Genomic DNA, 26,997 nt, shown 5'->3' on the forward strand with positions numbered 1-26,997 from the left:
ATAAATTTTTTATCAGGCCATTTTCGGAAAATCTTCGTCAGACAGGAGACCCAACTGCTTCGCTTTCATGGCCGCTTCGATCCTTGATTTCACGTTAAGCTTGTGAAACAGGTTCGTCAAACAGTACTCCAGCGAGCGCTGGCTCATCAGGACGGAGGCGGCGATTTCCTTGTTGCTTCTTCCTCTGGCAATTTCTTTCAAGATCTCGTATTCCTTGGAGCTGACCGCCTGTGTTTCCGGACTGCCGCTTGCCGATTCCGCAAACTGGCTGCCCGTCGTCCGCCTCAAGTGTTTGACCAGGGACAAAGGCAGCACCGCTTCACCCCTGAGAGCGCACCTCACAGCCGTTACGAGCTGTTCCTTGTTTGCCGTTTTGAGGACAAAACCGGAAATCCCGGCTTCAATCATCAGATTGAAATGATTGTTGAATTCAAAGCCGGTGTAGATGAGGATGACGGCGTCCGGAATAAGGTTCAGAATTTGTTTGGCCAGATCGATTCCGTTCATCGTAGGCATATGCAGATCGATCAGCATCACATCAAAACGCCGGGCAACCGCCAGCTCCATCGCTTCTTTGGCCGTATAGGCCAGCGAGACTTTCATATTGGTATCCTGCTCCAGCAGCATTTTGGTCCCCTCCATGACGGAAGGGTGGTCGTCGACCAATAAGATCTCAATCATCGTTATCCCTAACACTCCAATTTCTGATTTCGAATTTCTGATTCTGTTTCACCGGTACGTTAATGAGAACGGCGAGCCCATTGTTCGGGGAGGAGTAAAACTCAACGTCGCCATCCATGCTGCGAACCCTTTCTTTAATACCGTAAACTCCCATACTGTTGAAGGACTCCACCATTCCGCTAACATCCATACCGATTCCGTTATCCTCATAACTCAAATGAATCCGGTCGGAGTGAGCCGACAACATGAATTGAACTTTCGCTGCGTTAGAATGTTTCGTCGCGTTGGCCAGAAGCTCCTGTACAATTCGATACAACCCGATCAGCAAATCGTCGTCGTGCAGGGAGCCGTGAAAACCCGTGTAGTCAAAAGCAATCGAATAGTCGCTCCGAAGCTGAGTAAATTCGAACAGGGCCTCCAGAGAAGCCACAAGCCCCTCTTCCTTGAGCATCGGCGGCCTCAATTCGTTGCACGTGATGCGGATCTGATAAATAACGTCGAGCAGCCCCTGCGTAATCTGAGCCAGCTTCTCGCGCAGGACCGGCGGAACCTCGGCGTCCGACGTGATCTCGTCCAGCTTGCGGTACCAGATGATCTGCTCCTGCAAAGCCCCGTCGTGCAAATCCTGGGAAAGACGCTTGCTTTCATTTTCGGACAAATTGAACAAAAGCCGGATCAGCCAGGAAGGCGTCTTTTGGCGGGTCGCCAGCTCGCGAAGCTCCTGAGTCAGATCTTCGATGACTTTGAAATTGTCGTACAGGACACTCGCGTAGCGGGCAATCGTTTTGATCCATACCCTTTTCGATTGAAACCCGAGTGAAGGGGGTTTTTCCCCGATGCAGAGCAGGTAGCTATTCCCTTTTATTTCACCGATGCGGATCAAATGGCCGTCCGGCGTGTCGATAATTTCGCAGACGGGCAGCGGGTCGGAATAGCCCTCGACTATCTCTTCCCAGACGTGCTGGGGAATGTCCGGGCTGCCGTTTTTGACCGTAATCTTGTTCTGCTTGTCCACCTCAACGAGACTGATCTTCTCCGTGTGGATCATTTCCCGCACTTCCTGAATGAGCCTCCGGTCCAGCTCCTGCACATTCATAAGCCCGAATAAATCGCTTGAGAAGCGGTCCAGGCTCGTCTGCAGCATATAATAGCGGTCCTTGCTCTCGCGGACAATCTGTTCCGCATACTCCCGGTCCATTTCCGCCTTCTTCTGTTCGCTTATATCCCGGATGACCGTCATGGCGACATCTCTGCCGATATAAGGGATCGGAATGGACACCATCTCGGCGTCGATGATCCGGCCGTCCAGACGGATCATTTTGTTCTCCGTAATGCGGGTGGCTTCCTTGCTCTCGTAAACCGTATGCAAGCGGGCCCGCACCTTGTCTTTGTAATCCGGGTGGACGGTATCGTAAATCGAGCGGCCGATGAGACTGCAGCTCGTTCCCGCTCCGAACAGATCCAGCCCCGCCGGATTCACGTATTCGAATTTGTGGTCCCGGGTCAGAATCGTCGGAATCGGCGACAGCTCCACCAGATTGCGGCTCAGCCGCTCGCTTTCCTCCAGGGCCGTTTCGGCCTGCTTGCGCGCCGTAATATCCTCGAAGAACACGAGGAACGCTTCCGATCGGGCATCGTAAATGGCGGTCGCCAGCATATCGACCACCTTGCCGTCGCGCCGGGTAATCGCCAGGTCGATAGGATTGCTGGCTCCGAATTCGCGGATAACATCTTCTCCCACGACAGGCGAGCCCGGCTGAACCCAGTCCTGCGGCGTCGTGCCTATGATCTCCTCCGGACATTCCGCACCCAGTACCCGGACCGCAGCCGGATTCGCATAGATGACCTGCCCGTCTTTATAAAGCGCGATCGAAACCGGGGACAGCTCCACAAGGCTGCGGTAGCGCTCTTCGCTGTCCCGGAGCGCCCGCTCCATCTCCTTGCGCGCGGTAATATCCGTATGTACATGCAAGGACGAGTTCGTGAGGCCGTCGTAGATGCCCGTCACTTCCACATCGATGACCCCGCCGTCCAGCCGGACCATCTTGTACTCCAGCGTCGGGCCATATTTCTTCTGCGCCATCGCCACCGCGCGTCCGCGGGCCTGCTCCACATAATCCGGATGCATGAACTCGTAAATGCTCCGGCCGATAACCTCGCAGGGCTGCACGGCGCCGAATAACTCCAGCCCGGCGGGATTCGTATAGATAAACCGCTCGTCGCGGATCATCGTCAAGGGCTGGGGCAGCAGCTCGATCAGATGCCTGTAGCGCTCCTCGCTCTCCACCAGCTCCCGTTCGATCCGGACTCTCTCCGTAATGTCCCGGGACACGACAATGACGCTCTCGACTTCGCCGCCGGCTCCTTGGACAGGGTTCGCCACACAGTCAAAATGCAGCTCGGAACCGTTCCCATGAATAAGCCGGCAGCGCGCCGTCCATACGCAAGCCGATTCCGGCATTTCTTCCAGCTTAAGCCGGAGAACCTTCTCGTCTTCGGGATGCATGATATCGTACAGCGACAAACCCGCTTCGGTCGCACCGTCCAAACCCAGCCGCGCTTTGTAGGAAGGTGACGTATAGCGGAACTTTCCGTCCGTACCGATTACGGCCACGAGGTCCGTCATGTTTTCCGCGATCAGACGGTACAAAGCTTCGCTCTCTTTTAACGACTGCTCCGTCCGTTTCTGCGAAGTGATGTCCCGGGACAGCACAAAAATTCCCGTAACCGCGCTGTTTACATACACGGGCACCATTCTTATATCCCAGTCGTACATGCGGCCTTCTTTATGGTAAGAAGTCATTTCAAACGTCTGGGTCGTCCCCTGCACCACCTGTTCGAAATACACCGACATCCGCTTCAGGCTGTCCACACCGAACAATTCGATAAGCGATAGCGGGTTCGCGATATTACGCCCGTTCCCCGTAATTTCCAGGGCAGCCGAATTGATATCCAGAACCTTCCCGTGCAGATCCAGCTCCACAATCACATCCGAATGATGTTCGAAGAGAGAACGGTAGCGCTGCTCGCTTCTCAGCAGTGCTTCCTCCGCCGCTTTGCGGGCCGTAATATCCAGTACCACACCGTCCAGACGGACAAACTGCCCGCCCGTTTCATCCAGCGTCGGAATCATCCGCACCTGTACCCACCGGATCTCGCCGGTCGCGTGAACGATCCGGTACTCGCTGTAATCGGAAATCCCCTGCCTGACGTTAGCGCACGCTACCTTGTACCGCTGAAAATCGTCCGGATGGATAATTCTTTCCCACGCTTGCTGGGTAGCAAAATATTCAGGCCGATAGCCGGTAATTTTGAGTAGAGCTTCCGATGTGAAAGGGACGCGCCGGGACGAGTAATCATACGACCAAGTGCCGACATCCACGGTATGCATAATTTTCAATAGCAGGCCGTACTTTTTGACAAGCTCTTCATGATGTTTCCATTTTTCCAGATTTCTTTTGTAAAAGATAAGAAGGATTTGGACGGTCAGAAGAAGGATGCATACAACAGCGCCGATGATAAATTCATTCAAGATGTGTGTCTCCTTTATGCGTTGAAGAGTAAGCTCGGGGATGATGTGCGGCAGATGCGGCTGCCATGGAACAAGAAAGATACGAATTGGATTCAACTAGCTATTAGTTCGGAAAAAACACGTTCCAGTCCTTCCCGATCCGTGCGTAAATGCGGATAAATTTGGTAACGGGGGAAATTTGTTTAGCGCTAAAGTTTTTATACCGCGAAGCATTGGTTTATAATATAGCTTATCTGGATCAGCATTTAAAGGAGATCTTGCAAATGAGCCCTGATTTTTATTCGGCCTCTTCCCCGCTTCCTGCCGGTGGAACGCCTCCCATCAAGCGCGTCCTGATCATGACGCCCGTGGAAGCCGAGCGGGACGCCGTGCTCCGCGGTCTGGCCGGAGCGCCCGGCTTCCGGGTGGAGCTCGCGGGCGTCGGACCCGTGGCCGCGGCTGTCTCCACCACGACGGCGCTCACTGCCGCCGAGTACGACCTCGTCATAACCGCCGGAATCGCAGGCGGCTTTGAGGGCCGGGCCGCGGTGGGCTCGCTCGTCGTATCGAGCGAGATTCTCGCCGCCGATCTGGGCGCCGAGACGCCCGGGGGTTTCCTCAGCCTGGACGAGCTCGGCTTCGGCTCGGCCCGCGTGCCCGTCGACGCGGCGCTTGCCGGCCGGGTCGCCGAAGCCCTGGCGGCCGCCGGGCTGCCCGTAAGCACAGGTCCTGTGCTTACGGTCTCCACCGTGACGGGCACGGCGGAGCATGCCCTGGAACTTGCCGGGCGGGTGCCCGGCGCCGCTGCCGAGGGCATGGAGGGCTTCGGCGCGGCAAGCGCCGCCCTCTCCCGCGGCATCCCGTGCCTGGAGCTCCGCTCGGTCTCCAACGCGGTGGGGCCGCGCAACAAAGCGGCATGGCGAATTCCCGAAGCCCTCGCCATGCTGGAGAAAGCCAGTTCAGTCTTACCGGAGGTGCTGTTATGAAAATCGCGTTTTCCCCGTGTCCGAACGACACGTTCGTCTTTCACGCCTGGGTGCACGGACTCGTTCCGGGCGCACCCGAGCTCGATGTCCTGTATGCCGACATCGATATTACCAACGGCCTGGCCGCTAAGCCCGGCGGACCCGAAGTGATGAAAATCTCTTACGCGGCCCTGCCCTGGGTCCTCTCGGACTACGCCCTGCTTCCTTGCGGCGGCGCTCTCGGCAGAGGCTGCGGTCCGCTCGTGCTGTCCCGGGACTCCGCCGATCCCGCGTCGCTCTCCGGCAAGCGCGTGGCCGTACCGAGCGAACGCTCGACCGCGTACCTGCTGTTCCGCCTGTGGGCCGCCCAGCAGATTCCGGGCGGCGTCGGCGAGATCGTCGTGATGCCTTTCCACGAGATCATGCCGGCCGTGCGGGACGGGAAAATCGACGCGGGCCTCGTCATTCACGAGGCGCGCTTCACTTACCCGTCCTACGGTCTCAGCCTGCTGGCCGATCTCGGCAGCTGGTGGGAGTCCGACACGGGACTCCCGATTCCGCTCGGCGCCATCATCGCGAAGCGTACGATGGATCTGGAGGCGGTGGCGGGATGGATCCGCTCTTCCGTGGAGTATGCGTGGGCTCATCCGGAAGCGTCTCAGGCTTATGTGCTCCAGCATGCGCAGGAAATGTCTCCCGAGGTCGCCAAAGCGCATATCGATCTGTACGTGAATTCGTTCACGGCGGATCTCGGCGAAGACGGCTACGGAGCGATTGAAGCGCTGCTCGGTCGGGCCGCGAAGGAAGGGCTGGTGCCCGAGTTCGATCTGAAGATGCTTCGCGGGTAACGGGGCCCTGAGGCGTTCATGCCGCTGCCGCCGTGCAGCGCTCGCGCTTGTTTCGGAATGCCTGTTTTAGACGCACGGCCTTCCCGCTTAAAAGGCATCCCGCTAGCCCTGCACTTACCGCCGGCCCGTCGATAAATACGAGTCGCGCGGTAAAAAGACAAAGGCTACCACTTCAACGGCAGGGCTTGGTTTCTCTTCCGAATTGATTTTCCTATCCATTCGCTAAAACGATCCAACGCAGAAAAAGCCTTCGCGAAAGCGCAGGCTTTTTCTTGCGTTGGACCGCTTCCTAACCCTTCACACACGTGCGGATGTTCTATGCTCAATGAGAAGATTTTTCGTTTTTTTCTCAACTTATACGGTTCTGATGCTCTTTTTGCTTTCTAGTCATTCAAAAAAACGTAGTCCATGTCGGTATCCTTTCCCTCAAGAAAGTCCTGCATGGTCCAATCTATATCAATATCCGGATAAAGAGAATCGATTTTTTTATTGCCTATTAGGATAAATTTTTTCGTCGTGTAATAAACAACCGTTTTTGAGTTTGGCAAAGCAAATGTCTGGACATTCCCGAACATATCCGGCTTAGAAGAAGTCGGTTGTCCGATAAGGATACCTCCGAGTTCTTTCTTAAATGTAAAGGCATCACTGACGGCGGCCGAAGCCGATGCGTTATTAATAAATAGATATGTTTTCAAAGACCCGGCTTTATTTAACTTGTCGATAGAATCAATCAAGCCGTTTAACAAACCGGACCTCCCTCCCCCGTTGTATCTGAAATCGATGATTAGCTTATTCGTCGGATGTTGGGTTATTTGGTCCAAGATGTCTTGGATAAAATCGTTTACAGGCTTATCTGCCATCTCCAAACATTGATTATACTTGATGTAGATAGCCTTCTTTTCCGGAAGAGAAGCAAACCAATAATTTTTCGAGCTGTTTTGCATAAACAACGGTACAGAAGCGGTTTTCAACGATATGGAACGATTATTTTCTTTCGTCCCGCTTGTTTTAATCTCCTCGGTAACTCCATTGTTGTCGGCGAATCTAAACGATATCGTTTGTCCCGGCTTCGCAAAATTCAGACCGTATAGAAAATCCACATTTTTTAGGTAATCAGGAAATCGAGCTGCCACTGAATATTCATTATCGTGAGAAATAATCGAGCGATACTTGTCTTTCACTCTGTCAATGGGAGTTCCATTTATTTGGATTAGTTTTTTTCCAAGAACGGAACTGTACGAAGGGTCTGCGCCGACAACATAGATACCGTCTGAAAATTGCAGCAAAGAAAAAGGAAGCGACTCTTGAACGGGAAACTGCAAATAAGTGTGCCCATCCCCGATATCGGCTACAAGCTCAAGCAGTTTGACCTTAATCTGCTGTTCATTAAGCCGGGGAACTTGGGCCAGAAGGTCCGTAATTTTATTATTGAACTGACCTTGAGTAATTCTGGAAAAAGCATCAACGTGCCTAGAAGGTAACTCACGGGCCAAGTAGCGGATGTCCTCCTCCCATTTGTCGATAAAGCTTTTTTTCTCTGGGGATATGTAACTGCAGCCGGTCACGATTAAAAATAATATCAAGATCTTGATCACAACCATCATTCTTTTCATAGAACTTTCCCTGCCTGTAAAGAAGTTAAACTTCGAAAAAAAGTCATGTAGCCAAAAGAGTATTTTTATCGTAGTCATTTTCATTATTATAAAAAAATTCATTTTCAATTAACTTTGCCATATCAACCTGATCCTTTAGATAATTCATTATTTAGACTACCTTCTACTTTGTAAAATTTGTTTATTAATGATAGAAATAGGGATGATTCCACCTGCATTTTATCACTAAATTTTCCATTTTCCAATTACTCTATTTACCGCTGCCTGAGAGATCGCATCTTTTAATCTTATAAACAACACAAAAACACCTTCAGATATGCCCCGTCACAGGTTCCATATCTTTGAAGGTGTTTTCGAAAACGGAATGCTTATACCACAGGGAACCAGCCCGGTGTATTTATAATCGCATTCCATAGAGGATCGGGAATGACCAGACGCTCCTGATCGTCTTTCGTCAGCGTCGTCTTGATCTCCGACTCGTGTCCGTCCGCGATTTTGCCGACCCAGTCCGGTTCCACGATCAGCTCGCGGCCCAGGGCGATCAGAGGCACGCCGGTCTCCAAAGCTTTCAGTGCGTCGTCGGCCATATGAATGGAGCCTACGCCCATCACGGGCGTTCTGCCGCCGACGGTTTCGAGGATGATCTCGATCCGCGGACGGTTATCGTCCAGCGTTCTCGGAGTCGACCAGAAATCCATCAGGGAAACATGGATATAATCCAGACCTTTGTCGGCCAGCGTATTTACGAGCTGAATGGAATCGTCCATGGAGATTCCGGGTGTCTCGGCTTCTTCCGGCGAGAAGCGGTAGCCGACGGCAAACGGCTGTTTCGCATGCTCGGCCACGACACGCTTCACTTCGTCCACGATTGCCAGCGGGAATGTCATCCGCTTGTTCACGTCTCCGCCCCAGCGGTCGTCGCGGCGGTTCGAGTGCGGGGAGAAAAATTGATGAATGAGATAGCCGTTCGCTCCGTGAATTTCGACGCCGTCATAGCCCGCTTCGATAGCGCGGCGGGTCGTTTCGCCGAAGTCGCGGATAATGCCTTCGATCTCGGCATCCGTCAGCGCTCTCGGCACGACGCTGCCTTCCTTCTCTTCCGCCACGGCGCTTGCGCTTACGATCTCGCCGTTCGGCACCAGCTCCGGCGGGCAGCTCCGGCCGCCGTGGAAAATTTGCAGGATGGCTTTGGCGCCCTGCCCCTTGATTGCCGAAGCGAGACGGGCCAGGCTCGGGATCATCTCATCGCGGTCTCCGGCGAACTCGCCGGGAAAGCCTTTTCCGTTAGGCGTTACGTACGTGCACGCCGTAATGACGAGACCCGCTCCATTGGATCTGCGCTCATAGTAAGCGATCTCCGCATCCGAGACGGTTCCGTCCTCGTGAGACGAAAAGTTCGTCATCGGAGCCAGCACGATCCGATTATCCAACTCCACACCGCTGGGGAGAGAAAAACTCTCGAATAAAGGTTTGAATTTACGGTTCATCTGGTTTTTTCCTCCTCTATATCCAAACAAAGTTACAGGATTAGCTTTCTCTATGTCTTTAGGAAATATATAAATCCGGCAGGGAAACATCGGCGCTATGCCGATTCCGACCGAATACTTCACCGGAGGCTTTTGGAATGCCAAAGCTTGTTAGGACTATTCCTTGACTGTTATTTTATTGATAACAGTTTATGTTGTCAAGGGGCCTTTTGCCGCTTGTTTTTGCTTCGCACCTTTTTATCTGTCTATTCCGCCTGTTTCGATTGGATTTAGAAGGAATGAATGGCGGCTTGCTTTCGGATAAAACTGTAACTATAATGATTACATGATACTCTTGCAAATAACTCCCTGTTTGCTTCATGCGAACAGTCCGAGATAGAAATTTGGAGGTTTTCCTACTATGAAAATTGAAATCTGGTCCGATTTTGCGTGTCCGTTCTGTTATATCGGCAAACGCCGGTTCGAGCAGGCGCTTGAACAAGTTCCCTTCAAGAACGAGCTTGAAGTCGTTTACCGCAGTTTCGAGCTGGACCCGAACTCCCCCCGGGACATCGGCCACAGCGTCCATGACATGCTTTCCAAGAAATACGGGATGAGCGTGGAGCAGGCGAAAACGATGAATGCCAACGTGGTCGCGCAGGCGGAATCCGTCGGGCTCACCTACCGCATGGACACGATCGTCCTGACCAACACGTTCGACGCGCACCGTCTGGCTCATTTCGCGAACGCCCACGGCAAAATGCACGAGATGACCGAACGGCTGTTGAAAGCCTACTTCACGGATTCCCTTCATCTCGGTGATCATGCCGTGCTGGCTTCCCTTGCCGAGGAAGTCGGACTCGACAAGGCCGCGGCCGAGCAAATGCTGGCGGGCGACCAGTATGCAAGCGAAGTGCGTACCGACGAGCAAGAAGGCGCCGAGCTGGGCATCACCGGCGTTCCGTTCTTCGTGATCGACCGCAAATACGGCATTTCGGGCGCTCAGCCTCTTGAAGTTTTCGTGCAGGCTCTGGAGAAAGCGTACGGCGAATCCAAGCCTCTCACGATTTTGAGCGACGAAGGCGGCGCGGCTGACGGAGCCTGCGCCGACGGCGTGTGTACGCCTCCCGCGCGGGACAAGTAACATTGCCCGCTTCCCGGCGAAAGCACTCAAACCGCACAATAAAGACACGGGACCTCCACATCCCGTGTCTTTTTCTTCGCCTCAAGCGTATGCTTCAGACCTCACTCGCCCCCGCCTTCTACATCTTCAAGCGTCGCGGCATAAATATTTTTGCCATAGAAAATTTCGTCCATCTCCAGCTTCAGGCTTTCCGTTATTTCCTCCTGCTCCCCGGCAGTCAGCTTGTCCTTCGTGTAGCCAAACAAATAGTTGTTCAGATCAAATTCACGGAGTTTACATTTCGTGTGGAAAATATTTTCCTGGTATACGTTCACGTCGATCATATGATACTTATCCTTGATGGACTGCGGAATATAGTTCTGAATGGAGCTGATTTCGTGGTCGATAAACAACTTATGGCCGTTAATGTCCCTCGTAAACCCGCGGACCCGGTAATCCATCGTAAAGATATCCGTGTCGAACGAATGGATCATATAGTTCAGCGCCTTCAGCGGAGAAATTTCGCCGCAAGTGGAGACGTCGATGTCCGCACGGAACGTGGAAATGCCTTCGTCAGGATGATATTCCGGATACGTATGGACCGTGATGTGGCTTTTATCGAGATGAGCCACAACGGCTTCCGGCAGGGGCCCCGGGGACTCCTCGAACGATTCCGTGGGAGCGGTATCGACTGGTCCTTCCGATACGAGCATCGTCACGCTGGAACCCTGCGGCTCGTAATCCTGCTTGGCGATATTCAGAACGTGGGCGCCGATGATGTCGGACACGGTATTTAAAATTTTCGTCAGCCTCTCCGCATTGTACTGCTCGTCGATATATTCGAGATACGCCTGCCGCTCTTCCCGGGTACGGGTATAACAAATATCGTACATATTAAAACTCAATGACTTTGTAAGGTTATTAAAGCCATGAAGGGTGATCCGCTGCTCGGGTGTCAGTGCCATCCTTGGTTTCCCCCTATCCTCATTCAGGTTAAAAAGATTCTTTTTATTTTTACCCACTCTGCCCAATAAAAAACATGTCGAAAAAAGGGAGGAGCCGTCCCTTTCGCAAATACAAAAAGACCGCCCTTGCGGGCAGCCTCTGTCACGCTTTATACGGTCTTACTTAAATCCGGGAAGTCCCCGTTCCTTCAACCATTTTTCTTCGTAATAATCAAACACGTTGTTCTGCACAAGCGCTTTGCGTTGTGCCGCATATTCACGGCCGAGCTCCATGGATCGTTTGAGGACGGATTCGACTTTAAGCCGGGTGATCGGCTCCGTAACCCCATGCTCCTGGACAAAAGCGTACAAGGATTCCGCTTCTTCCTGTCTGCCCGCCAGACTCCAGCCCATCGCTTCCTCGCATAAAATGTGGGAAACGATCATTTTGTTGTGTCTTTTCCCGGATTCATCGCGGAGAGCATCCATCAGAAACGGCATAAAATCAATGGCATGGATTCGTTCTCTGCCGATCACCTGGCTGAAATATTTCGAATAATACAGCACAAACAGATCTGTAAACTTCTCCGTGATTCCCTTCTTGTTGCCGATATATTTATCGAACAGATACGTTTCCGACTTCAGCAGCAGAAATTTGAGACTCTCTTCCTTCACGTGCGGAATGGTAAATAAAATATTCCAGTAATAATAAAGCGATTCGTACGGATCGGAAATCGTTTTGGCAAGCCTGCCGTCCGAGAAGATCAGCGTACCCAGGCCCATCGCCAGCGATAAAATACCGAACAGCGTCACGACCAGATGGTCGAAGCTGCTTTTAAGCAGCGTCAAGGCGAGAATACCCGCCACCAGGCTCATAACGGGCCCGAGAATGAAAATGACGGACTGCTTCTTGTTATTCCGCTCATAAGAGGCTTCATCCCTGAAATCGGCCACATCCACCAGCACATTTCCGACATAATAAAAATTTTTCCAAGAAAAAATAATCTTTTTCTGCGGAATGGACAGGGTAATGGGCCCCAGGCTGAATTTGATTACTTTTCGGCCCGTAATAAACGCCCCCAGAACATGACCCAGCTCATGCACAAAAAGGGCGGCTCCGCCCGCGGCCACGAAAGACAGGAGGAAAACGACGATATTCAGAGCCATGCCGGGGCTCGCAACGGCAATTGCCGCAAGAACAACTAAACAGCCGATCAAAAACTTTACTTTTCCCTTCATTTCTCTCTCCTTTGAAGACCGGCAGAGCTTTGCGCCAACGCTTCCTGCCGTTTTGTTAAAAAGTTGTGTCAGGTTTATTTTACCTCATAAAATAAAAAGTTAAAAACACAAAGAGGCACATCCGCCTGAACGAATGTGCCTGACATGCCGGAACCCCTCTATTTATCCGGTGCCGCGTCGTAGTCTTCTTTTAAAATCGCGTAAATTTCCAGATCGACAATTCCTTTGCCGGCCCATAATGCGGCCTGCCGAAGCGTTCCTTCTTTGCGGAAGCCGTTCTTGATCAGCACCTTCTTGGAGGCATCGTTCGCAGGCATCACCTGGGCCTGAATCCGGTTTACCTCCGCTTCCGTAAACAGATAGGCGGTCAGCAGCCGGACGGCTTCGGTAGCGATTCCCATGCCCCAGCAATCTTCCGCCAGGAAATAGCCGATCGTCACCATATCGACTTTCTGGTTGAAATCGGAAGCCTCCGCGATTCCCGTCATCCTGCCGTCCTCTTTCCGGAAGATCCCCCATTTGATTCTCGATTTTTTGCCGAAATCTCTCTCGAAATGGCCGATCATCGAACGGACCGTCTCTTTGTTATGCTTGGGGATAATGCCGCAGTGCCGGAATACTTCCTCGTTGTCGTATATGTCGAACACCTCGTCGAGGTTGTCTTCTCCGATTTTTTTCAGCACCAGCCTGGAGGATTCCAGAACCGGAAGCTGCGCAAATACAGTTTGAATGTTCATGCCACACCTTCTCACAGCGGAATAAGTTCATCTTTGGGCCGTACGGGAATATACAGATCCACCTTCGCTTTGCCTTCCGGGTCCCGGAACGGGTCGTTCATACAGAACTCCAGCGCGTATCTGTCGTCCGCTTCGTACCCGCTTCCCGGCAGCCAGTTCCCGTACAAGTTTGCGTAAGCGAGGGCAAGCTTGTCTACGGTATCGTAAAAAGCGTACCGGCCGTACGAGCCGCCCTCCAGCTTTTTGAAGCTCACCCCGGTGTGTCCTTCCCGCTCGAAATCGGGCGGCAGCGTGACGCAGGCATCGTAGCGGCAGGCAAATTCGCCCACGAGAGACGGGTCGTCCAGCGAAATCCCGATGAACTGCTGACGCTCCGGGGTGAGTCCGTTCCGGCCGGCCCAGCTCCCGAGCGTCTCCCAGGTCCGCCCCGTCTCCAGGTAGCTTCCCGTATGGCGAACGAAGGCCACTTCCAAATCCGGCAGTTCTTTCAGCGTAACATTCATACTCCAAATCCTCCTCAGAAAGTGATTGACGTTACCGGCACTTTCATCATACTCGTGAGAGGAGGAGGGCTCTTCCCGCTTCTTGCGGTCTCCTAACGAAAAATTGCGGTCTTGGAGTTCTCTGCGGAGTTCACTCGGAGATTTTCCGTGCCGCTTTTTGAACACGCCGTTAAAAGTCGATAAAGATTCAAACCCGCAGGAATGCGCGATATCCAGCACCGTCCTGTCGGTATCCTTCAGCAGCCGGACGGCGTTCTCCAGCCGCTTGCGGGTCACGTAAGCGGCCGGAGTTACGCCTGTCACGGCGACAAAAATGCGGGAGAAATGGTATTTGGAAAAATTCGATACGCCCGCCAGCGCGTCCAGATCGAGTTTGCGCGAGCTGTTTTCCTCGATGTAGGCGATCACTTTGCCGATACGGTCGGCATATTCGTGCTTCATGGTCTTCTTCGTCCTTTCGGGCGGAATCTTGGCACGGCCGGTTCGGACCGTGCAGTCTCGGCGCGGGAGCGGCCGTCAGTCCGGCAGGGCGGCCCACGCCAACAAATCGGTCCGGGACCGCCAAAGTGCCCGGAGAGCGTCTTACAGCACTGTGGCCGGAGGAGCCGCTCGCCTAGATGCGCTGTCCGGCAGGCCGGACTTCACGGCCCAGCGGGTGCCGAGGCGGGCCGCGCGTCAGGCCGGGTCGCCGCGGAACGGCGCCTCGAACGCCTCGACTTCGTCTCTCGTCGGAAGCGAGGTCTGCGCGCCGAACCGCGTCCCCGCCAGCGCCCCGACTTTCGAGGCGAACCGGACCGCTTCCTCCAGCGCTGCCCCTTAAACGCCGTATTAGTAAACCCACTATTAAACATAGTGTATCACGCCTGCGTGGAGGTTTGCTTGACGGCATTCTTATGTGGTTTGCCGCCGATTCCGCAAGAACCGAAGTCCGCCCTCTTTACAGATAGTTGCCCCCGATGCAAAATATGGATATGGGTGATCCTAGCCTAAAATCCTTGTAGGAGTGATCCAATGTCCAAGAAGATCTTGATCATTACAGGCGATGCAGTCGAAGCTTTAGAGGTGTATTATCCGTACTATCGCGTGCTGGAAGAGGGCTATGAAGCGGTTCTCGCGTCTCCCCAGCAGAAAGTGCTTAAAACCGTCATCCATGACTTCGAGGGCTGGGACACCTACACGGAAAAGCCCGGTTACCTTCTCGAATCTCACGTTTCGTTCGATGAGGTCAATCCGGCCGAGTTCGACGCTCTAATCATCCCCGGCGGCCGTGCGCCCGAATATATCCGGCTGGATCCAAACATTCCCCGCATCGTGGGCCACTTCTTCGAAGAAGGCAAGCCGGTCGGGGCTATCTGTCATGCCGCTCTCGTGCTTGCGGCTCTAAAAAACAACAAATATTTCGAGGGCCGCACCCTGACCGCCTATACAGCCTGCCGGTTCGATGTGGAGAGCCTCGGGGCGAACTACACGGAAGAAACGCTGCACGTGGACGGAAACCTCGTCTCCGGGCATGCCTGGCCGGATCTGCCCGGTTTTATGCGCGAATTTCTGAAGCTCGTGAAAAGCTGACCGGACTTATTAACATCCCTTATCATTTATGCGATATAAAAAAGACCTGCCGAAGCTTCAGCTCCGGCAGGTTTTTTACGTAATCAAGTCCGTTACATAGAAGGCCGACGAAAAGCAGCGCCGATTCGGCAGTCCTCCGCCTATTTCCCCAGCAGACCCGCCCCTATCAAATAATCCTTCGCGGCCTGTTCCGCCGACACTCCCTGAACGTTCACCTTGTAGTTCATTTCGCGCATCTCGTCGTCGCCGATTTTCCCGCCCAGCTTGTTCAGAACCCCGCGCAGTTCCGGGTGCTCTTCCAGCGTCTTCGTAAGCAGTACGGGCGCGCCCTGATACGGCGGGAACAAATGCTTATCGTCCTCCAGCATCGTCAGATTATACTGCTTCAGTTCACTGTCGGTGGAGTACGCGTCCACCAGATTGATATCGCCGGACTGCACGGCCTGATAGCGGATTTTGGGCTCCATCTTCTTGACGTCCGCGAACTGGAGATCGTACAGCTTCTGAATGCCCCGGTATCCGTCTTCCCGGTCGGAAAATTCCAGCGTAAAGCCGGGCTTAATCGTCTGCCGCACGTTTTGCAGATCGGATATGGACTTCAGCCCTTGCTCATCCCCAAGCTGTGCGGGCACGGCCAGCGCATAGGTGTTGTTGTACGCCATCGGCGACAGCATTTCCATGCCGAATTTGCTCAGCATGCCGGCTTTCGCCTGTTCGTACACCTGCCTGCTGTCGGTGCTGACCGGTGTTTCTTTCAAAAATTCGGAGATGGCGGTTCCCGTAAACTCCGGGTAAATATCGATTTCGCCGGCCTTCAGCGCGTTGAAAACAAACGACGTTTTCCCTAAGCCCGGCTTAAGCTCGACCTTCAAATCCGTGTCCTGCTCGATGAGCTGCTTGTACATCTGGATGAGAATCTCCGGCTCGGAGCCTAGTTTGCCGGCGATCACGAGACTCTTGTCCTTGCCGCCCGTGAAGTACGGAATTAGCAGCAGAAGAAGCACGACCAGGACGGCCGCCCCGGCTGCCGGCACGAAGCGGCGGAACGACATGCGCTCGAACGCCCTCAGCAGCAGGTCGAACAAGATGGCGAGCAGCGCCGCCGGAACCGCGCCGAGAATGATAAGAGCGGAATCGTTGCGGTCGATGCCGAGCAGGATGAGATCGCCGAGGCCGCCCGCTCCGATGAGGGCCGCCAGCGTCGCCGTGCTGATGATGAGCACGGTGGCCGTACGGATGCCGGCCAGAATGACGGGCAGCGCCAGCGGCAGCTCCACTTTGAACAGGCGACGGCGGCTGTTCATCCCCATCGCTCTGGACGCTTCGATCAGCGAGGCGTCCACCTCTTTGATCCCCGTATACGTGTTGCGGAGAATGGGAAGCAGCGCGTAGATGACGAGCGCGATGACCGCCGGCACCCGTCCGATTCCGAACAGCGGAATAAGCATGCCGAGCAGCGCCAGCGACGGAATCGTCTGCAGAACGGCCGCGATGCCGATAATGCCTTCCGCTCCGCGGGTTTTCCGGGTAAGGTAAATGCCGAGCGGAACCGAAATGAGGACGGCGAAAAACAAGGCGATGACGGACAGCAGAATATGGTCCGCCACGGCGCCGAGAAGCTGAGACTGCCTCTCGCGGAAAACCTCGGCCAGCGTATTCATGTCCGCGCCCCCTCCTTCAGCCGCCCGGCCATGAACTTCAGCAGCGCCTGCCGCGAAACGGAGCCCACGATCACGCCGGCCTTCTCGACGGCGAGCACCTCTTCATCGGCAAGCAGCTGCAGAGCCGCTTCCAGCGGCACTTCCGCCTTCGCGATGGCCGCGGGACGGGTCGGGAAATCGGACGGGCCGATTTCCAGCAGCACATCTTCCAGCGTCAGCCGGCTGCCGAAGAGCGGTTTCCGCCCGCCGACGAACTGCTCGACAAACGCGTTCGCGGGAGTTTGTAAAAATCCCTGTGGGGTGTCCAGCTGTACGATCTCGCCTTCGTTCATAAGGCAGATCCGGTCACCCAGCTTCATCGCTTCCTGCATATCGTGCGTGACGAACACGATCGTCTTCTTGATCATCTGCTGAAGCTCCAGCATCTCGTTCTGAAGCTTCTCCCGGCTGAGCGGATCCAGCGCACTGAACGGTTCGTCCATCAGCACGATCTGCGGGTCCGCGGCCAGAGCGCGGACGACTCCCACCCGCTGCTGCTGTCCGCCGGACAGCTCCTTCGGCTTGCGGGAGCGATAGGTCTTAGGCTCGAGTCCCACCATATCGAGCAGTTCGTCCACGCGGGCGCGTATTTTCGCGCGGTCCCATTTACGCATTTCCGGCACGATGGCGATATTCTCTTCGATGGTCATATGCGGAAACAGCGCGATCTGCTGGAGCACATAACCGATGTTCCAGCGCAGCTCGTGGATGTCGTATTCGCTCACTTTGCGCCCGTTGATCCACAGCGTTCCCCCCGACAGAGGGATAAGCCGGTTGATCATTTTCAGCGTCGTCGTTTTCCCGCAGCCGCTGGGACCGATAAACACGAAAAATTCCCCTTCGTTAATTTCCAGATTCAGATCGTTTACGGCTACCGTATCGTCCGCGTAACGTTTAGAGACGTTCTCGAAACGGATCATAGTTTTCTCCTCTGCGGCACTGACTTTAATTGCCCCCTGTGTACCTGTCTCTATTTATAATAGCCTTACGGGCAAAAAATGAATCTGCGAAAAAAACCTTGAAAGCATATACGCCCGTCAAGGTTTTGAGGAAATTATCCGGCATGCGGGTAAGACTTCACGTCTTGCCCTTGCAAGCTTTTCCATACATCAGTACTTGTAGAGATAGATCCGTCCGGTCCTACCTGATCCGCCCGAACATCTGGTTCAGCCGACTGACGTTGAAAATGATAGAGTCTTTCTGACCGAAAGCCCCCCGTTCACTAGATGAGAAGCTGCTTCCGTGGTCCGCTTTTCTATTCTCCCTGTCTTAAACAGACACGTATTCCGACAGGCCATGCTCCAGCAGCTCATCCTCCGAGATCACCTTGAAACCTTCTTTGCGGAGCAAAGCCGCCGTGACTCCCTCGCCGGAAATTTTGGTTCCGTTAAAAGCCCCGTTGTAAATGGCCCGGCTGCCGCAGGAAGGGCTGTTTTCCTTGAGCACGACTACGGTCGCGCCGACCTTGCGGGCAAGCTCCAATGTTTTAAAAGCTCCGCTCGCGTAAAGCCCGGTTACATCGTTCCCGGACCGGTCGACCACCCTCGCCTCGCCCGCCAGCACGTCCTCGCCCGTGCCTCCGATAATTTCAGCCGGTTCGCGCGGAGTCGTGAACCCGCCCAGCAGCTCCGGACAGACCATCATGGCCTTGCCTTCGCCGACTAATTCGGAAATCTTCTCAACCAGACTGTGCGTCGCGTTATACCGGCATTCCAGTCCGGCCAAGCAGGAACTGACAAGTATCATTCAGACTGACATCCTTTATCCGTAAAGTTTGCAACTCGCTACGGAAAGTGTAGCACCGCCGGTTTCGTCTGACAACCATCCGCACTCGCAAGCCCACGGACGATTTCTACACAGGAAGAAGAACAGTGAAGACCGTTCCCTTGCCGGGTTCGCTTTGTACCCCGATGCTCCCTCCGTGCAGCAGAATGTTCTGCTCCGCGATGGCAAGACCGAGACCTGTGCCTCCGCTCGGGCGGGTCCGGGAATGATCGGCGCGGTAGAACCGGTTAAAAATGTGCGGAAGATCTTCGGGCGCGATTCCGCTTCCGTTGTCTTCGACAGTCAAAAGGACAACAAGCCGGCCTTCCCGCACCGCCGTCCCGGCCCCGATTTTAACCGTACCGCCGGCTGGGGTGTAGTGCAGTGCGTTGATCAGAATATTATACAGCGCCTGAAGAACCCGATGTTTTTCCACGGGCGCATAGATCTCTTCTTCCGGCGTCCGGAGCCGGACGTGAATGTTTTTGTCCTCCGCGATATACCGCGTTTTTTCGATCAGGCCTTGCAGGAGCGCCCCGATATTTTCCGGTTCCCGGCGCAGCTCCGCCCTCCCCGCCTCCATCCTGGACAGCTCCAGCACATCGTGGACCAGGCGGTTCAAGCGGAGCACTTCATCCAGCAGGGAAGAAACTTTCTCCTGTTTCAGGGGTTCGTCTATTTCCTGAGCGAGCTCCAGCTCTCCCTGCATAATCATCAGGGGCGTTTTCAGCTCATGCGCCACATCGGACAACATCTGCTTGCGGGAACGCTCCAGGCTCGCGAGACTGTCGTTCATCTCCTGCAGAGCCCTCGCGATGGCGCCGAATTCGTCTTTGCGGGCAACGGGAAGCTTGACGTCCCCCCCGCTGCCTTTTTTTATGGAATCGATGCCCTGTAAAAGCTTGCGTATGGGAGAGGTGAATCTCCTGGACAAAAAAAAGCTGATGACAAGAGCCGCGACGAAGGTGAACAGCAGCGATACCCGGACCACGACCGGAAAAATCCCGTACCACATGGATTTGAACTCGTACGTTTTGTACTGCTTGGCGTCCATGACGAAAAGCGTGCCGATTTTTTTGCCCTCCGCACCCGTCAGAAAGAGCGGAAATCCCTCGTCCTGGAGCGTCCTTAGAGGAAGCTGGCCTTTGTGCACGACCTGGCTGCCTTCGGAGACAAGCGCGATTTCGGGGAAAAAAGAGCTGTCGTCCATCTCTTCCGCCCGGACTCCCGCCCATGAGTTTCCGCCAGCCGCGTATTGGCGCTGAAAGTTCTCTTTTAAGGCGGTAAAAGCGGGCTTCTCCCGCATGTATTCCAGATCGCGGATAATATAGAACTGGATGTGCGTAACCGCGAACAGGGAGAACAGGATAAACGCGATAAGAATGCCCATGGAGAGCATCAGCTTCGCTCTAATTTTCATGGCCCGCTCCGAACCGGTATCCGAAGCCGTACACAGTCCGGATATAAGCCGGCTGCTCGGGATCGTCGCCGATCTTCTTCCTGAGCTTGCTGATATGCGAATCCACCGTGCGCTCGTCGATGACGAACTCCTCTTCGAAGGCATGCTGGAGCAGCTGCATCCGGCTGTAGACGCGCCCCGGCTTCGAGGCCAGCAGATGGAGCAGCCTGAACTCCGTGGGCGTCAGGCGGACTTCCTGCCCGCCTTTGAACACCTGCAGGCTCTCCTCATGGATAGCCAGCTCTCCCCTACGGAGCACGCTCTGTGGAGCGGTGCCCGGCAGGCGGTTCATCCGGCGCAGCAGAGAGCGGATTCGCGCCGCAAGCTCCCGCAGGCTGAACGGCTTCGTCAAGTAGTCGTCGGCGCCCATCTCCAGGCCCACGATCTTATCGGTCTCCTCCGTCTTCGCCGTCACCATAATGATGCCGGGCTCCCCCATCTCACGGAAACGCCGGCAGGCGTCCAGACCGCTCATGCCCGGCAGCATCCAGTCCAGAACGATAAGATCCGGCCGGTGCTCGGCATAAAGTCCGACGGCGGAGACACCGTCCCTTGCCGTATACAGGGTGTACCCTTCCGAACGGAGAAACGTTTCCATCAGCGCTAAAATCTTTTCCTCATCTTCCACGATCAGCAGTTTCACGGTCATGCCGCACGCGCCTCCTTTCGCTTTGCTCTTTTCCCCATTATACAAATCTTCCACCCACGGGAACGAAAAGAACACCGTCTCTGCGGAAGTTCTCCATAAGTTCGCAACATTTGCCCGGTAGCATCGGTTAAGAACGTTCTCATTTCTAGCTATGGAGGCTGATTCCGATGTCTTACCGTTTATCTATGAAACAGAAAAATTGGATGGTGGTCCTGCACGTGCTGTCTGTCGTAGGATGGCTGGGAGGCGCGGTGTGCATGCTCCTCTTAAGCCGTCATATGCTGTATGCCGATCAAGGGGATCAACTGTATTACACCCTGGAAAACATGCACCTCATCGACGGCACGCTGATCCGGTACCCCGCGCTGATCGCACTCGTTACCGGCATCGTCCTCTCCCTGTGGACCCAGTGGGGAATTTTCAAATACTACTGGATTCTCATCAAGCTTGTGCTGACCGTCTCCCTCATCGTGTTCGGCATCACCTGCATGGGACAGTGGCTTTCGGAATTGTTCCGCACAGCGGACGAAATGAGGCTGGCCGCTTTGGGCGACGCCGAATTTGTGGGCACCGCCTACCGGCTCCTCGGAGGAGCGGTCGCCAACATCGGGGCGCTCGTCTTCATGACGGCGATTTCCTATTTCAAGCCGCTGGGCAAAATCCGTAAAACGGCGCGCAAAAGCTAACCCGGCGCATTGAACTGCGGCTCTCCGCCGGGCAATTGCGCGTGAAGAGCTTCCGCTCTGCGGGAGGCGTCAGTTTCCGCGCTCACGGCCCCTTCGACCTGCGGAAGGGGGCATCAGGCGCCGGGAGCGGCAGAGCGCGGCCGGCGCGCTGTGCAGCCGGCTGCTTTCGGCGCCCGCCCGCCGTCAGCCTGGACCGGGATACTGTGCGCTGAGTTCCGCGATGAGCTCCCGGATGGCGGCTACGAGAGCCACCGGCTGTTCCACCCGCGCCTCCTTGCCGAAGCTCACAAAAAAGCGGGCGGCCCAAGGGATGAAGTCCGGCCGGATCATCCGGCTGATCGTTCCGGTCCCGTCCGCGTACACGGTTAACCCTTCGGCCATCCAAGTTTCCGCGCTGCACCGGCGGACGCCTTCCTTGTCGAGCAAAACGTGCAAAGGAGAGGCCCCCTCTTCATCGGAGAGCGACAAGTACTCTTGGACGGTAAGCTTGTCATAGTTCCGCTTGCCGCTCTGATCCTCCACCGGCTCGATGGCGGTGATCCGGTCTACGCGGAACACACGGATCGCGGAGCGCTCGAAGCAGTAAGCCGGACAGTACCATAAGCCGTTCGTCGCATAGATGCCGATGGGCTGGATTTTTCTGGTGACCATATCCGTATTGGCGTCATACCGGATCCGGATGATCCGCTGCTCCACCGCCTGCTCCAGAAGCCCGGCCAGATGAGGCGCTTCGACATGACGCTGCGGGGTCCAGAACGTGAAACGCGTCCGTAGTCCGTTAATCCGCTGCCGGGTCTCCTCCGGGAGATAGTGGGTAAACTTTTTCAATGCGGAGAGTGATTCCGGCTGAAAAGGCAGGTCGGCATAATCGCGCAGCGACTGGTAAGCGAAAAACATCGCGACCGCTTCATTTTCCGAAAATAAAATGGGCGGCAGCGTTTTCTCCTTCAACATCTGATATCCCCCGGCCGCTCCCGGCTCGGAATATAAGGGAAGACCCGCTTCGGTCAGCTCCTGCAGGTCCCGGAGGATGGTTCTTTTGGAAACACCGAATTCCCGGGCCAGTTCGCCTGCCGTAAACCTCCGCTTCGTATTAAGCGTAATCATCAGTTCGATCTGTCTTCGGGATTTGGACAATGGCCTGGGCTCCTTGCTTTTGATTTGGTTACAGACAGCTTTAAGAATTGCTTTTAGTATACCTCACAAACGTTGACAATCCTTGTCACCATTCCATGTTACGTTGATTACAGGCCGTTGAATCAGGAAAGGGGCAAGTCATGGAACTGCTAAAAGATTTATATAGTCCATCTTTTTTCGAGCGTTTTATTACCCTTGTTAAAGAAAAGTATCCCTCATTTGACGGGGACCGCTTCCGCGGCTCCATTTATGACGGGAACTGGGATACGGAGGCGTTCAAACAGCGGATACGGCATATTGCATGCTCGCTTACGGAAACGCTCCCTTCCTCTTATTCCGAAGCGCTGGAAGTGCTGAAGGCCGTCGCGCCGCAGTGCAGGGGAGTCGAGTATTTGTTCTTCCCCGACTTCATCGAGCTTAACGGTCTCGATTCGTACGAGCTGTCTATGGAATTTTTGCAAGCATTCACCCCGTACTCCAGCTCCGAATTCGCCGTCCGTCCTTTTCTGCTGCGGGAACCGGCGCTTACACTGGAACATATGAAGCAGTGGGCGCGCCACGAGAATGAGCATATCCGGCGTCTGGCCAGCGAAGGCTGCAGACCCCGTCTGCCGTGGGCTTCCAATCTGCCCGCCCTGCGGGAAGACCCCCGTCCGATTCTTCCGATTCTCGAAACGCTGAAGGAGGACCCTTCGGAATACGTCAGGAAGAGCGTGGCCAACAATCTCAACGACATATCCAAAGACCACCCCGAACTCCTCCTTAAGCTTGCCAAAGACTGGTACGGGAAATCGCCGGCCACCAATTGGATCGTGAAGCACGGCTGCCGCTCGCTGCTGAGAAAAGGCGATTCCCGTGCGCTCTCCCTATTCGGGTATGAAGAGATTCGGAACATCTCGGTTCATGCCCTGGACGTGAAGACCCGAAGCATAGCGGAGGGAGAGGATCTGGCGTTTACTTTCCGGCTTGTGAACGAATCGGAAGACATACAGGCCCTGCGGGTGGATTATGAAATCGGGTACCGGAAGAAAAACGGGACGCTTGCGCCGAAACGTTTCAAGCTGACCGAGAAACCGTTCGGACCGGGCGCTCATCCCCTTGCCAAACGACACTCGTTCAAGCTTCTGACTACCCGCACGTATTACGCCGGTGAACACGAGGTCCGCATTCTCGTTAACGGAACCCCGATGGCCGCCGTGTCGTTTGAATTTACGGGGTAACGCAATGCGGTCCCTTCCCGACTGATGCGCCCGCAGTCCCCCCCGCATCTTCTCTGGCCGGTCCAGGCTGCCGTTTGCCGGTAGTTTAGACCGATTAGCAAAAGGCTCAGGCCGCCTCCGAGGCGACCTGAGCCTTTATTTCCGCTTTCCCTGCTGCGGGAAGCAAAAAAAACCTTTCCGCAGCGTCTGCGCCGTTTTCACAAGGCACACGTTTACGGAAAGGAAGTATGGGTTCGGCATGGATGGAGCCACTCCGAGATCGGAGAAGGCCCGTTCCGGTTTATTTGAACCAGCCCTTCTCCTTGAAGCGGGTAATGGCTTCGATCCGGTTGCTCACGTCCAGCTTGTCGAGGATCACCGAGATGTAATTGCGGACCGTTCCGGTCGTAATGTACATCTGGCTGGCGATCTCCTTCGTGTTCTTGCCGTCGGCGATGAGAAGCAGCACTTCCTTCTCCCGCTCCGTCAGCGGATTTTCCTCGCTGTAGGCTTCGTCCACCAGCTCTGAGGCATAGAGCCTCCGCCCCGCCATTACGCTGCGGATGGAATCCGCCAGCTCTTCGCTGGGGCTGTCCTTGAGCAGATAGCCGTTCACGCCGGCCTTCATGGCGCGCTCGAAATAGCCGGAGCGGGCGAACGTCGTCAGGATGATGACCTTGCAGCCGGAGCCTTTCAGCTCCTCGGCCGCGTCCAGCCCGCTCTTCGCCGGCATCTCGATGTCCATGATGCAGACGTCCGGCTTGTGCTCCTGCACAAGTTTCAGCGCGTCTTCCCCGTTGCCCGCAACGCCGACAACGGTCATATCTTCTTCCAGATTAAGCAGGGAAGCAAGCGCGCCCAGCAGCATCCGCTGGTCCTCGGCGATCACAATGCGAATCATTCCCCCGCCTCCTTTGCCGGTTGTTTCAAGACAATCGGAATTTTAATGACGACCGTGGTCCCTCCGTCAGAGACAATGTCCAGCGTGCCGTTAATAAATTCCAGACGTTCTCTCATCCCGCGCAGCCCGTTCCCGCGGAAATAATCGAACTGCTCCGCCCGGCCGTTCCCGTTGTCCTTCACCTTGACGACGAGGTCCGTCCGCGACGGTTCGATCACGATCGTGCAGGCCGTCGCACCGCTATGCTTGACCACATTGGTGACCGCTTCTTTGAGGCACATGCTGACGACATTCTCCGTCATCAGCGAAGCATCGATCTGTTTCGGGTCGCCTTCCAGCTTGAACGAAATCTGCGCCGCTTTCAGAATCTGCTTGACCCGGAACATTTCCTCGGCGACCCGCGTGCTGCGCATGTTGGTCACCATCTCGCGCACTTCTTTCAGCGCGCTCCGCGCCGTCTGCCGCACATCGTTAATCTCGGCCCGCGCCTGATTCGGATTTTTGGCGATAAGCTTCCCCGCCAGATCGCTCTTGAGCCCGATCAGAGAAAGCTTCTGCCCCAGCGTGTCGTGCAGATCCCGGGCGATCCGCTGGCGTTCCTCCAGCTTGACCAGCTCGTCAATCCGCTTGTTCGCGTCCTCCAACTGCTCCTGCAGCTTGTCCCGTTTGTTCTTCGTATACGTATTGACCGGAAGCAGGATCACCCCGATCAGGGAGATCAGCACGAACGGCAGCTGTGTAATGAAGATCGGATTTTGCGTGACAAACCCGTAATTGATCGTAGCGATCGTACTTACCAGATGAATGGTATAGAAGGTGAAGAATCCGATCTTGTTATGGATATTCCCGATAAAAAAAGCGAGAAACAGCGAGAAATACACATACCCGAACAGCAGCGTCATCGCGATCGAAACGACGATCTGGACACTCGTCCAGAAATACACAAGCCACCCCTTCGATACGACGGACAGCACATAGCAGCAAAAAAACACGATGATCATGCCGATGCCGAAGACGTTCTTGAGGGTGGAACCCGAGCTGAATATGAAATAAAAAGGAAGGATGTAAAAGACTACCCACACATAAGGACTGAGACCGGTGTTTTTTTGAAAAATTCGAATCCAATTTTGCATGGTCTCTTCACCTTTTCTGCGGCGCCGTTTTACATCCATTTTAGCATAAACCGTTAAGTTTGGGGTTATTCGCCCTGGAAACCCGGCTTCGGATTTTTCAGGACATCGCTTGCGGCTCCCGTCTTACGGAGCACATGTTTGACATCTTTAAAGCTTACGAACGTCTTGCCTTTTTCGTCCCACAGACGGAACCGGAGAGACTGAAGGCTCGTGCGGAGCGTGATGGTCGTCGCTTTTTGCAGAGGAGGCGTGGAGTTGTGCGCTTGTTCCAGGTGGTAATTCGGCACTCTCGGGCTCAGATGATGAACGTGATGGTAGCCGATGTTGCCTGTGATCCACTGCAAAACTTTCGGAAGCTGGTAGTAAGAGCTGCCGTCAACGGCCGCTTTCACGTAGCTCCACTCGTCTTCCTTCTCGAAGTAGGAATCTTCGAACTGGTGCTGCACATAGAAGAGCCAGATGCCCAGCAGTCCCGAGACGAAGAAGACCGGCGCCTGCACGAGCACGAATGCCTGCCAACCGATCAGCCAGCACATCAGCGCATACAGCAGCACGATGGAGATGTTGGTTACATACGTGTTGATGCGTTCCTTGCGCTTCGCTTTCTTGCGGTTGAAACGGTACTGTATCAGGAAGACGGCAATCGGCCCGAGGCCGAACATGACCAGCGGATTGCGGTAGATGCGGTAAGCGGCTTTGCGGAACCAGGGAGCCGCCGCGTATTCTTCCACGGTCAGCACCCACATGTCTCCGGTGCCGCGCTTGTCGAGATTGCTGCTGGTGGCGTGGTGCACGGAGTGGCTGTATTTCCACTGCTCGTACGGACACAGCGTCAGAACGCCGGTAATGGTGCCGAGAATATCGTTCGCCCGGCGGCTTTTAAAGAAAGACTGATGACAGCAGTCGTGAAATATGATGAACGTCCGGATGACAAACCCGGCTGTGATTAAAGTTAGAGGAAGCGTGATCCAGTAGGAGACGGAAAGGCTTACGTAAGCCGCATACCACAGCAGGAGGAGAGGCACAATCGTGTTGAAAATCTGCCGGATACTGGATTTTGTATCGGTTTTTTCGTAGGGGGCGACATCTTTTTTCAAATTCATAACTTTCGTCTGAGACATTCTTATGTGTCCTCCTCGTTCTGACGCGGGGCATTCACCTGGCATCAGC

At 54.7% G+C, this 26,997-nt stretch carries 23 protein-coding genes; 6 read left to right on the forward strand and 17 right to left on the reverse strand.

All coding sequences use genetic code 11. The annotated features are described in order from the left end of the window. Window positions 1-12 precede the first annotated feature (12 nt). The gene (locus tag KVT34_RS23530) at window positions 13-681 is read right to left on the reverse strand and encodes a response regulator transcription factor (RefSeq protein ID WP_217561680.1); all 669 of its coding nucleotides are present in this window, start codon (window positions 679-681) and stop codon (window positions 13-15) included. Next, window positions 674-4,213: a PAS domain-containing sensor histidine kinase gene (locus KVT34_RS23535; RefSeq protein WP_217561682.1), complete on the reverse strand. Its 3,540-nt coding sequence runs from the start codon at window positions 4,211-4,213 to the stop codon at window positions 674-676. Before KVT34_RS23535 ends, KVT34_RS23530 begins: the two co-directional genes overlap by 8 nt. 263 nt (window positions 4,214-4,476) lie before the next feature. Here KVT34_RS23535 and KVT34_RS23540 point away from each other — a divergent pair, with 263 nt between their 5' ends. Together KVT34_RS23540 and KVT34_RS23545 are read left to right on the forward strand one after the other, a co-directional pair. Further along, window positions 4,477-5,178 carry a futalosine hydrolase gene (locus KVT34_RS23540; protein WP_217561927.1) on the forward strand — a complete coding sequence of 234 codons (702 nt, stop codon included), beginning with the start codon at window positions 4,477-4,479 and terminating at the stop codon, window positions 5,176-5,178. Beyond that, on the forward strand, window positions 5,175-6,005 hold the full coding sequence (locus KVT34_RS23545) for a 1,4-dihydroxy-6-naphtoate synthase (protein WP_217561684.1): 831 nt from the start codon (window positions 5,175-5,177) through the stop codon (window positions 6,003-6,005). The genes KVT34_RS23540 and KVT34_RS23545 overlap by 4 nt, the downstream gene beginning before the upstream one ends. Window positions 6,006-6,388: 383 nt before the next feature. Here the strand turns inward: KVT34_RS23545 and KVT34_RS23550 are convergent, their stop codons facing one another. Next, entirely contained in the window at window positions 6,389-7,618 is a 1,230-nt protein-coding gene (locus tag KVT34_RS23550; RefSeq protein WP_217561686.1) for a S41 family peptidase, read from the reverse strand. 368 nt (window positions 7,619-7,986) lie between these two features. Further along, entirely contained in the window at window positions 7,987-9,105 is a 1,119-nt protein-coding gene (locus KVT34_RS23555; protein WP_217561688.1) for an NADH-dependent flavin oxidoreductase, read from the reverse strand. Window positions 9,106-9,505: 400 nt separating this feature from the next. On the opposite strand from KVT34_RS23555, the gene KVT34_RS23560 reads away from it, so the two are divergent. Then, entirely contained in the window at window positions 9,506-10,228 is a 723-nt protein-coding gene (locus KVT34_RS23560; protein ID WP_217561690.1) for a DsbA family oxidoreductase, read from the forward strand. 101 nt (window positions 10,229-10,329) lie between these two features. Here the strand turns inward: KVT34_RS23560 and speD are convergent, their stop codons facing one another. From speD to KVT34_RS23580, 4 genes are all read right to left on the reverse strand, one after another. After that, window positions 10,330-11,172 (reverse strand): adenosylmethionine decarboxylase, encoded by an 843-nt coding sequence (gene speD / locus KVT34_RS23565; RefSeq protein ID WP_217561692.1) that lies wholly within the window; start codon window positions 11,170-11,172, stop codon window positions 10,330-10,332. Window positions 11,173-11,331: 159 nt separating this feature from the next. Further along, a complete protein-coding gene (locus KVT34_RS23570; protein ID WP_217561694.1) occupies window positions 11,332-12,390 on the reverse strand; it encodes a site-2 protease family protein in 1,059 nt (352 codons plus the stop codon). 158 nt (window positions 12,391-12,548) lie between these two features. Then, complete coding sequence (locus KVT34_RS23575; RefSeq protein ID WP_217561696.1) at window positions 12,549-13,127, reverse strand: GNAT family N-acetyltransferase; 579 nt, start codon at window positions 13,125-13,127, stop codon at window positions 12,549-12,551. 11 nt (window positions 13,128-13,138) lie between these two features. Then, window positions 13,139-14,071, reverse strand: a complete 933-nt coding sequence (locus KVT34_RS23580) for an AraC family transcriptional regulator (protein ID WP_217561698.1) — start codon at window positions 14,069-14,071, stop codon at window positions 13,139-13,141. A gap of 570 nt (window positions 14,072-14,641) precedes the next feature. Here KVT34_RS23580 and KVT34_RS23585 point away from each other — a divergent pair. Beyond that, window positions 14,642-15,199 (forward strand): DJ-1/PfpI family protein, encoded by a 558-nt coding sequence (locus KVT34_RS23585; protein ID WP_217561700.1) that lies wholly within the window; start codon window positions 14,642-14,644, stop codon window positions 15,197-15,199. A 140-nt stretch (window positions 15,200-15,339) separates the two neighbouring features. Here the strand turns inward: KVT34_RS23585 and opuFB are convergent, their stop codons facing one another. From opuFB to KVT34_RS23610, 5 genes are all read right to left on the reverse strand, one after another. Continuing rightward, window positions 15,340-16,860: an osmoprotectant update ABC transporter permease/substrate-binding subunit OpuFB gene (gene opuFB, locus KVT34_RS23590; protein ID WP_217561702.1), complete on the reverse strand. Its 1,521-nt coding sequence runs from the start codon at window positions 16,858-16,860 to the stop codon at window positions 15,340-15,342. Continuing rightward, the gene (locus KVT34_RS23595) at window positions 16,857-17,819 is read right to left on the reverse strand and encodes an ABC transporter ATP-binding protein (RefSeq protein WP_217561704.1); all 963 of its coding nucleotides are present in this window, start codon (window positions 17,817-17,819) and stop codon (window positions 16,857-16,859) included. The genes opuFB and KVT34_RS23595 overlap by 4 nt, the downstream gene beginning before the upstream one ends. Window positions 17,820-18,168: 349 nt before the next feature. Then, window positions 18,169-18,645, reverse strand: a complete 477-nt coding sequence (locus KVT34_RS23600) for a 2-thiouracil desulfurase family protein (RefSeq protein WP_217561706.1) — start codon at window positions 18,643-18,645, stop codon at window positions 18,169-18,171. Between the two features lie 106 nt (window positions 18,646-18,751). Next, window positions 18,752-20,083, reverse strand: a complete 1,332-nt coding sequence (locus KVT34_RS23605) for a sensor histidine kinase (protein WP_217561708.1) — start codon at window positions 20,081-20,083, stop codon at window positions 18,752-18,754. Further along, window positions 20,073-20,771: a response regulator gene (locus KVT34_RS23610; RefSeq protein ID WP_217561710.1), complete on the reverse strand. Its 699-nt coding sequence runs from the start codon at window positions 20,769-20,771 to the stop codon at window positions 20,073-20,075. The genes KVT34_RS23605 and KVT34_RS23610 overlap by 11 nt, the downstream gene beginning before the upstream one ends. A gap of 167 nt (window positions 20,772-20,938) precedes the next feature. Here KVT34_RS23610 and KVT34_RS31990 point away from each other — a divergent pair, with 167 nt between their 5' ends. Further along, window positions 20,939-21,457 (forward strand): hypothetical protein, encoded by a 519-nt coding sequence (locus KVT34_RS31990; RefSeq protein ID WP_254635090.1) that lies wholly within the window; start codon window positions 20,939-20,941, stop codon window positions 21,455-21,457. A gap of 183 nt (window positions 21,458-21,640) precedes the next feature. On the opposite strand, the gene KVT34_RS23620 is transcribed toward KVT34_RS31990, so the two are convergent. Continuing rightward, entirely contained in the window at window positions 21,641-22,594 is a 954-nt protein-coding gene (locus KVT34_RS23620; protein ID WP_217561712.1) for a helix-turn-helix transcriptional regulator, read from the reverse strand. A 140-nt stretch (window positions 22,595-22,734) separates the two neighbouring features. On the opposite strand from KVT34_RS23620, the gene KVT34_RS23625 reads away from it, so the two are divergent. Next, the gene (locus KVT34_RS23625) at window positions 22,735-23,814 is read left to right on the forward strand and encodes a DNA alkylation repair protein (protein WP_217561714.1); all 1,080 of its coding nucleotides are present in this window, start codon (window positions 22,735-22,737) and stop codon (window positions 23,812-23,814) included. Between the two features lie 280 nt (window positions 23,815-24,094). Here the strand turns inward: KVT34_RS23625 and KVT34_RS23630 are convergent, their stop codons facing one another. From KVT34_RS23630 to desA, 3 genes are all read right to left on the reverse strand, one after another. Next, window positions 24,095-24,694: a response regulator transcription factor gene (locus KVT34_RS23630; RefSeq protein WP_103997010.1), complete on the reverse strand. Its 600-nt coding sequence runs from the start codon at window positions 24,692-24,694 to the stop codon at window positions 24,095-24,097. After that, window positions 24,691-25,827: a sensor histidine kinase gene (locus KVT34_RS23635; RefSeq protein ID WP_217561716.1), complete on the reverse strand. Its 1,137-nt coding sequence runs from the start codon at window positions 25,825-25,827 to the stop codon at window positions 24,691-24,693. The genes KVT34_RS23630 and KVT34_RS23635 overlap by 4 nt, the downstream gene beginning before the upstream one ends. Window positions 25,828-25,892: 65 nt before the next feature. Further along, complete coding sequence (desA, locus tag KVT34_RS23640) at window positions 25,893-26,948, reverse strand: Delta(5) desaturase DesA (RefSeq protein WP_217561718.1); 1,056 nt, start codon at window positions 26,946-26,948, stop codon at window positions 25,893-25,895. Window positions 26,949-26,997: the final 49 nt, after the last annotated feature.

The sequence above is a fragment of the Paenibacillus sp. GbtcB18 genome (assembly GCF_019091125.1).
In the GTDB taxonomy this organism is placed as follows: Bacteria; Bacillota; Bacilli; order Paenibacillales; family NBRC-103111; genus Paenibacillus_F; species Paenibacillus_F chitinolyticus.

Bases quoted from the DNA above. Each gene is read 5' to 3' on its own strand.
- KVT34_RS23530 (WP_217561680.1), bottom strand. From the start codon at position 681: ATGATTGAGATCTTATTGGTCGACGACCACCCTTCCGTCATGGAGGGG.
- KVT34_RS23540 (WP_217561927.1), top strand. From the start codon at position 4,477: ATGAGCCCTGATTTTTATTCGGCCTCTTCCCCGCTTCCTGCCGGTGGA.
- KVT34_RS23545 (WP_217561684.1), top strand. From the start codon at position 5,175: ATGAAAATCGCGTTTTCCCCGTGTCCGAACGACACGTTCGTCTTTCAC.
- KVT34_RS23550 (WP_217561686.1), bottom strand. From the start codon at position 7,618: ATGAAAAGAATGATGGTTGTGATCAAGATCTTGATATTATTTTTAATC.
- KVT34_RS23555 (WP_217561688.1), bottom strand. From the start codon at position 9,105: ATGAACCGTAAATTCAAACCTTTATTCGAGAGTTTTTCTCTCCCCAGC.
- KVT34_RS23560 (WP_217561690.1), top strand. From the start codon at position 9,506: ATGAAAATTGAAATCTGGTCCGATTTTGCGTGTCCGTTCTGTTATATC.
- speD (WP_217561692.1), bottom strand. From the start codon at position 11,172: ATGGCACTGACACCCGAGCAGCGGATCACCCTTCATGGCTTTAATAAC.
- KVT34_RS23570 (WP_217561694.1), bottom strand. From the start codon at position 12,390: ATGAAGGGAAAAGTAAAGTTTTTGATCGGCTGTTTAGTTGTTCTTGCG.
- KVT34_RS23575 (WP_217561696.1), bottom strand. From the start codon at position 13,127: ATGAACATTCAAACTGTATTTGCGCAGCTTCCGGTTCTGGAATCCTCC.
- KVT34_RS23580 (WP_217561698.1), bottom strand. From the start codon at position 14,071: ATGAAGCACGAATATGCCGACCGTATCGGCAAAGTGATCGCCTACATC.
- KVT34_RS23585 (WP_217561700.1), top strand. From the start codon at position 14,642: ATGTCCAAGAAGATCTTGATCATTACAGGCGATGCAGTCGAAGCTTTA.
- opuFB (WP_217561702.1), bottom strand. From the start codon at position 16,860: ATGAATACGCTGGCCGAGGTTTTCCGCGAGAGGCAGTCTCAGCTTCTC.
- KVT34_RS23595 (WP_217561704.1), bottom strand. From the start codon at position 17,819: ATGATCCGTTTCGAGAACGTCTCTAAACGTTACGCGGACGATACGGTA.
- KVT34_RS23600 (WP_217561706.1), bottom strand. From the start codon at position 18,645: ATGATACTTGTCAGTTCCTGCTTGGCCGGACTGGAATGCCGGTATAAC.
- KVT34_RS23605 (WP_217561708.1), bottom strand. From the start codon at position 20,083: ATGAAAATTAGAGCGAAGCTGATGCTCTCCATGGGCATTCTTATCGCG.
- KVT34_RS23610 (WP_217561710.1), bottom strand. From the start codon at position 20,771: ATGACCGTGAAACTGCTGATCGTGGAAGATGAGGAAAAGATTTTAGCG.
- KVT34_RS31990 (WP_254635090.1), top strand. From the start codon at position 20,939: ATGTCTTACCGTTTATCTATGAAACAGAAAAATTGGATGGTGGTCCTG.
- KVT34_RS23625 (WP_217561714.1), top strand. From the start codon at position 22,735: ATGGAACTGCTAAAAGATTTATATAGTCCATCTTTTTTCGAGCGTTTT.
- KVT34_RS23630 (WP_103997010.1), bottom strand. From the start codon at position 24,694: ATGATTCGCATTGTGATCGCCGAGGACCAGCGGATGCTGCTGGGCGCG.
- KVT34_RS23635 (WP_217561716.1), bottom strand. From the start codon at position 25,827: ATGCAAAATTGGATTCGAATTTTTCAAAAAAACACCGGTCTCAGTCCT.
- desA (WP_217561718.1), bottom strand. From the start codon at position 26,948: ATGTCTCAGACGAAAGTTATGAATTTGAAAAAAGATGTCGCCCCCTAC.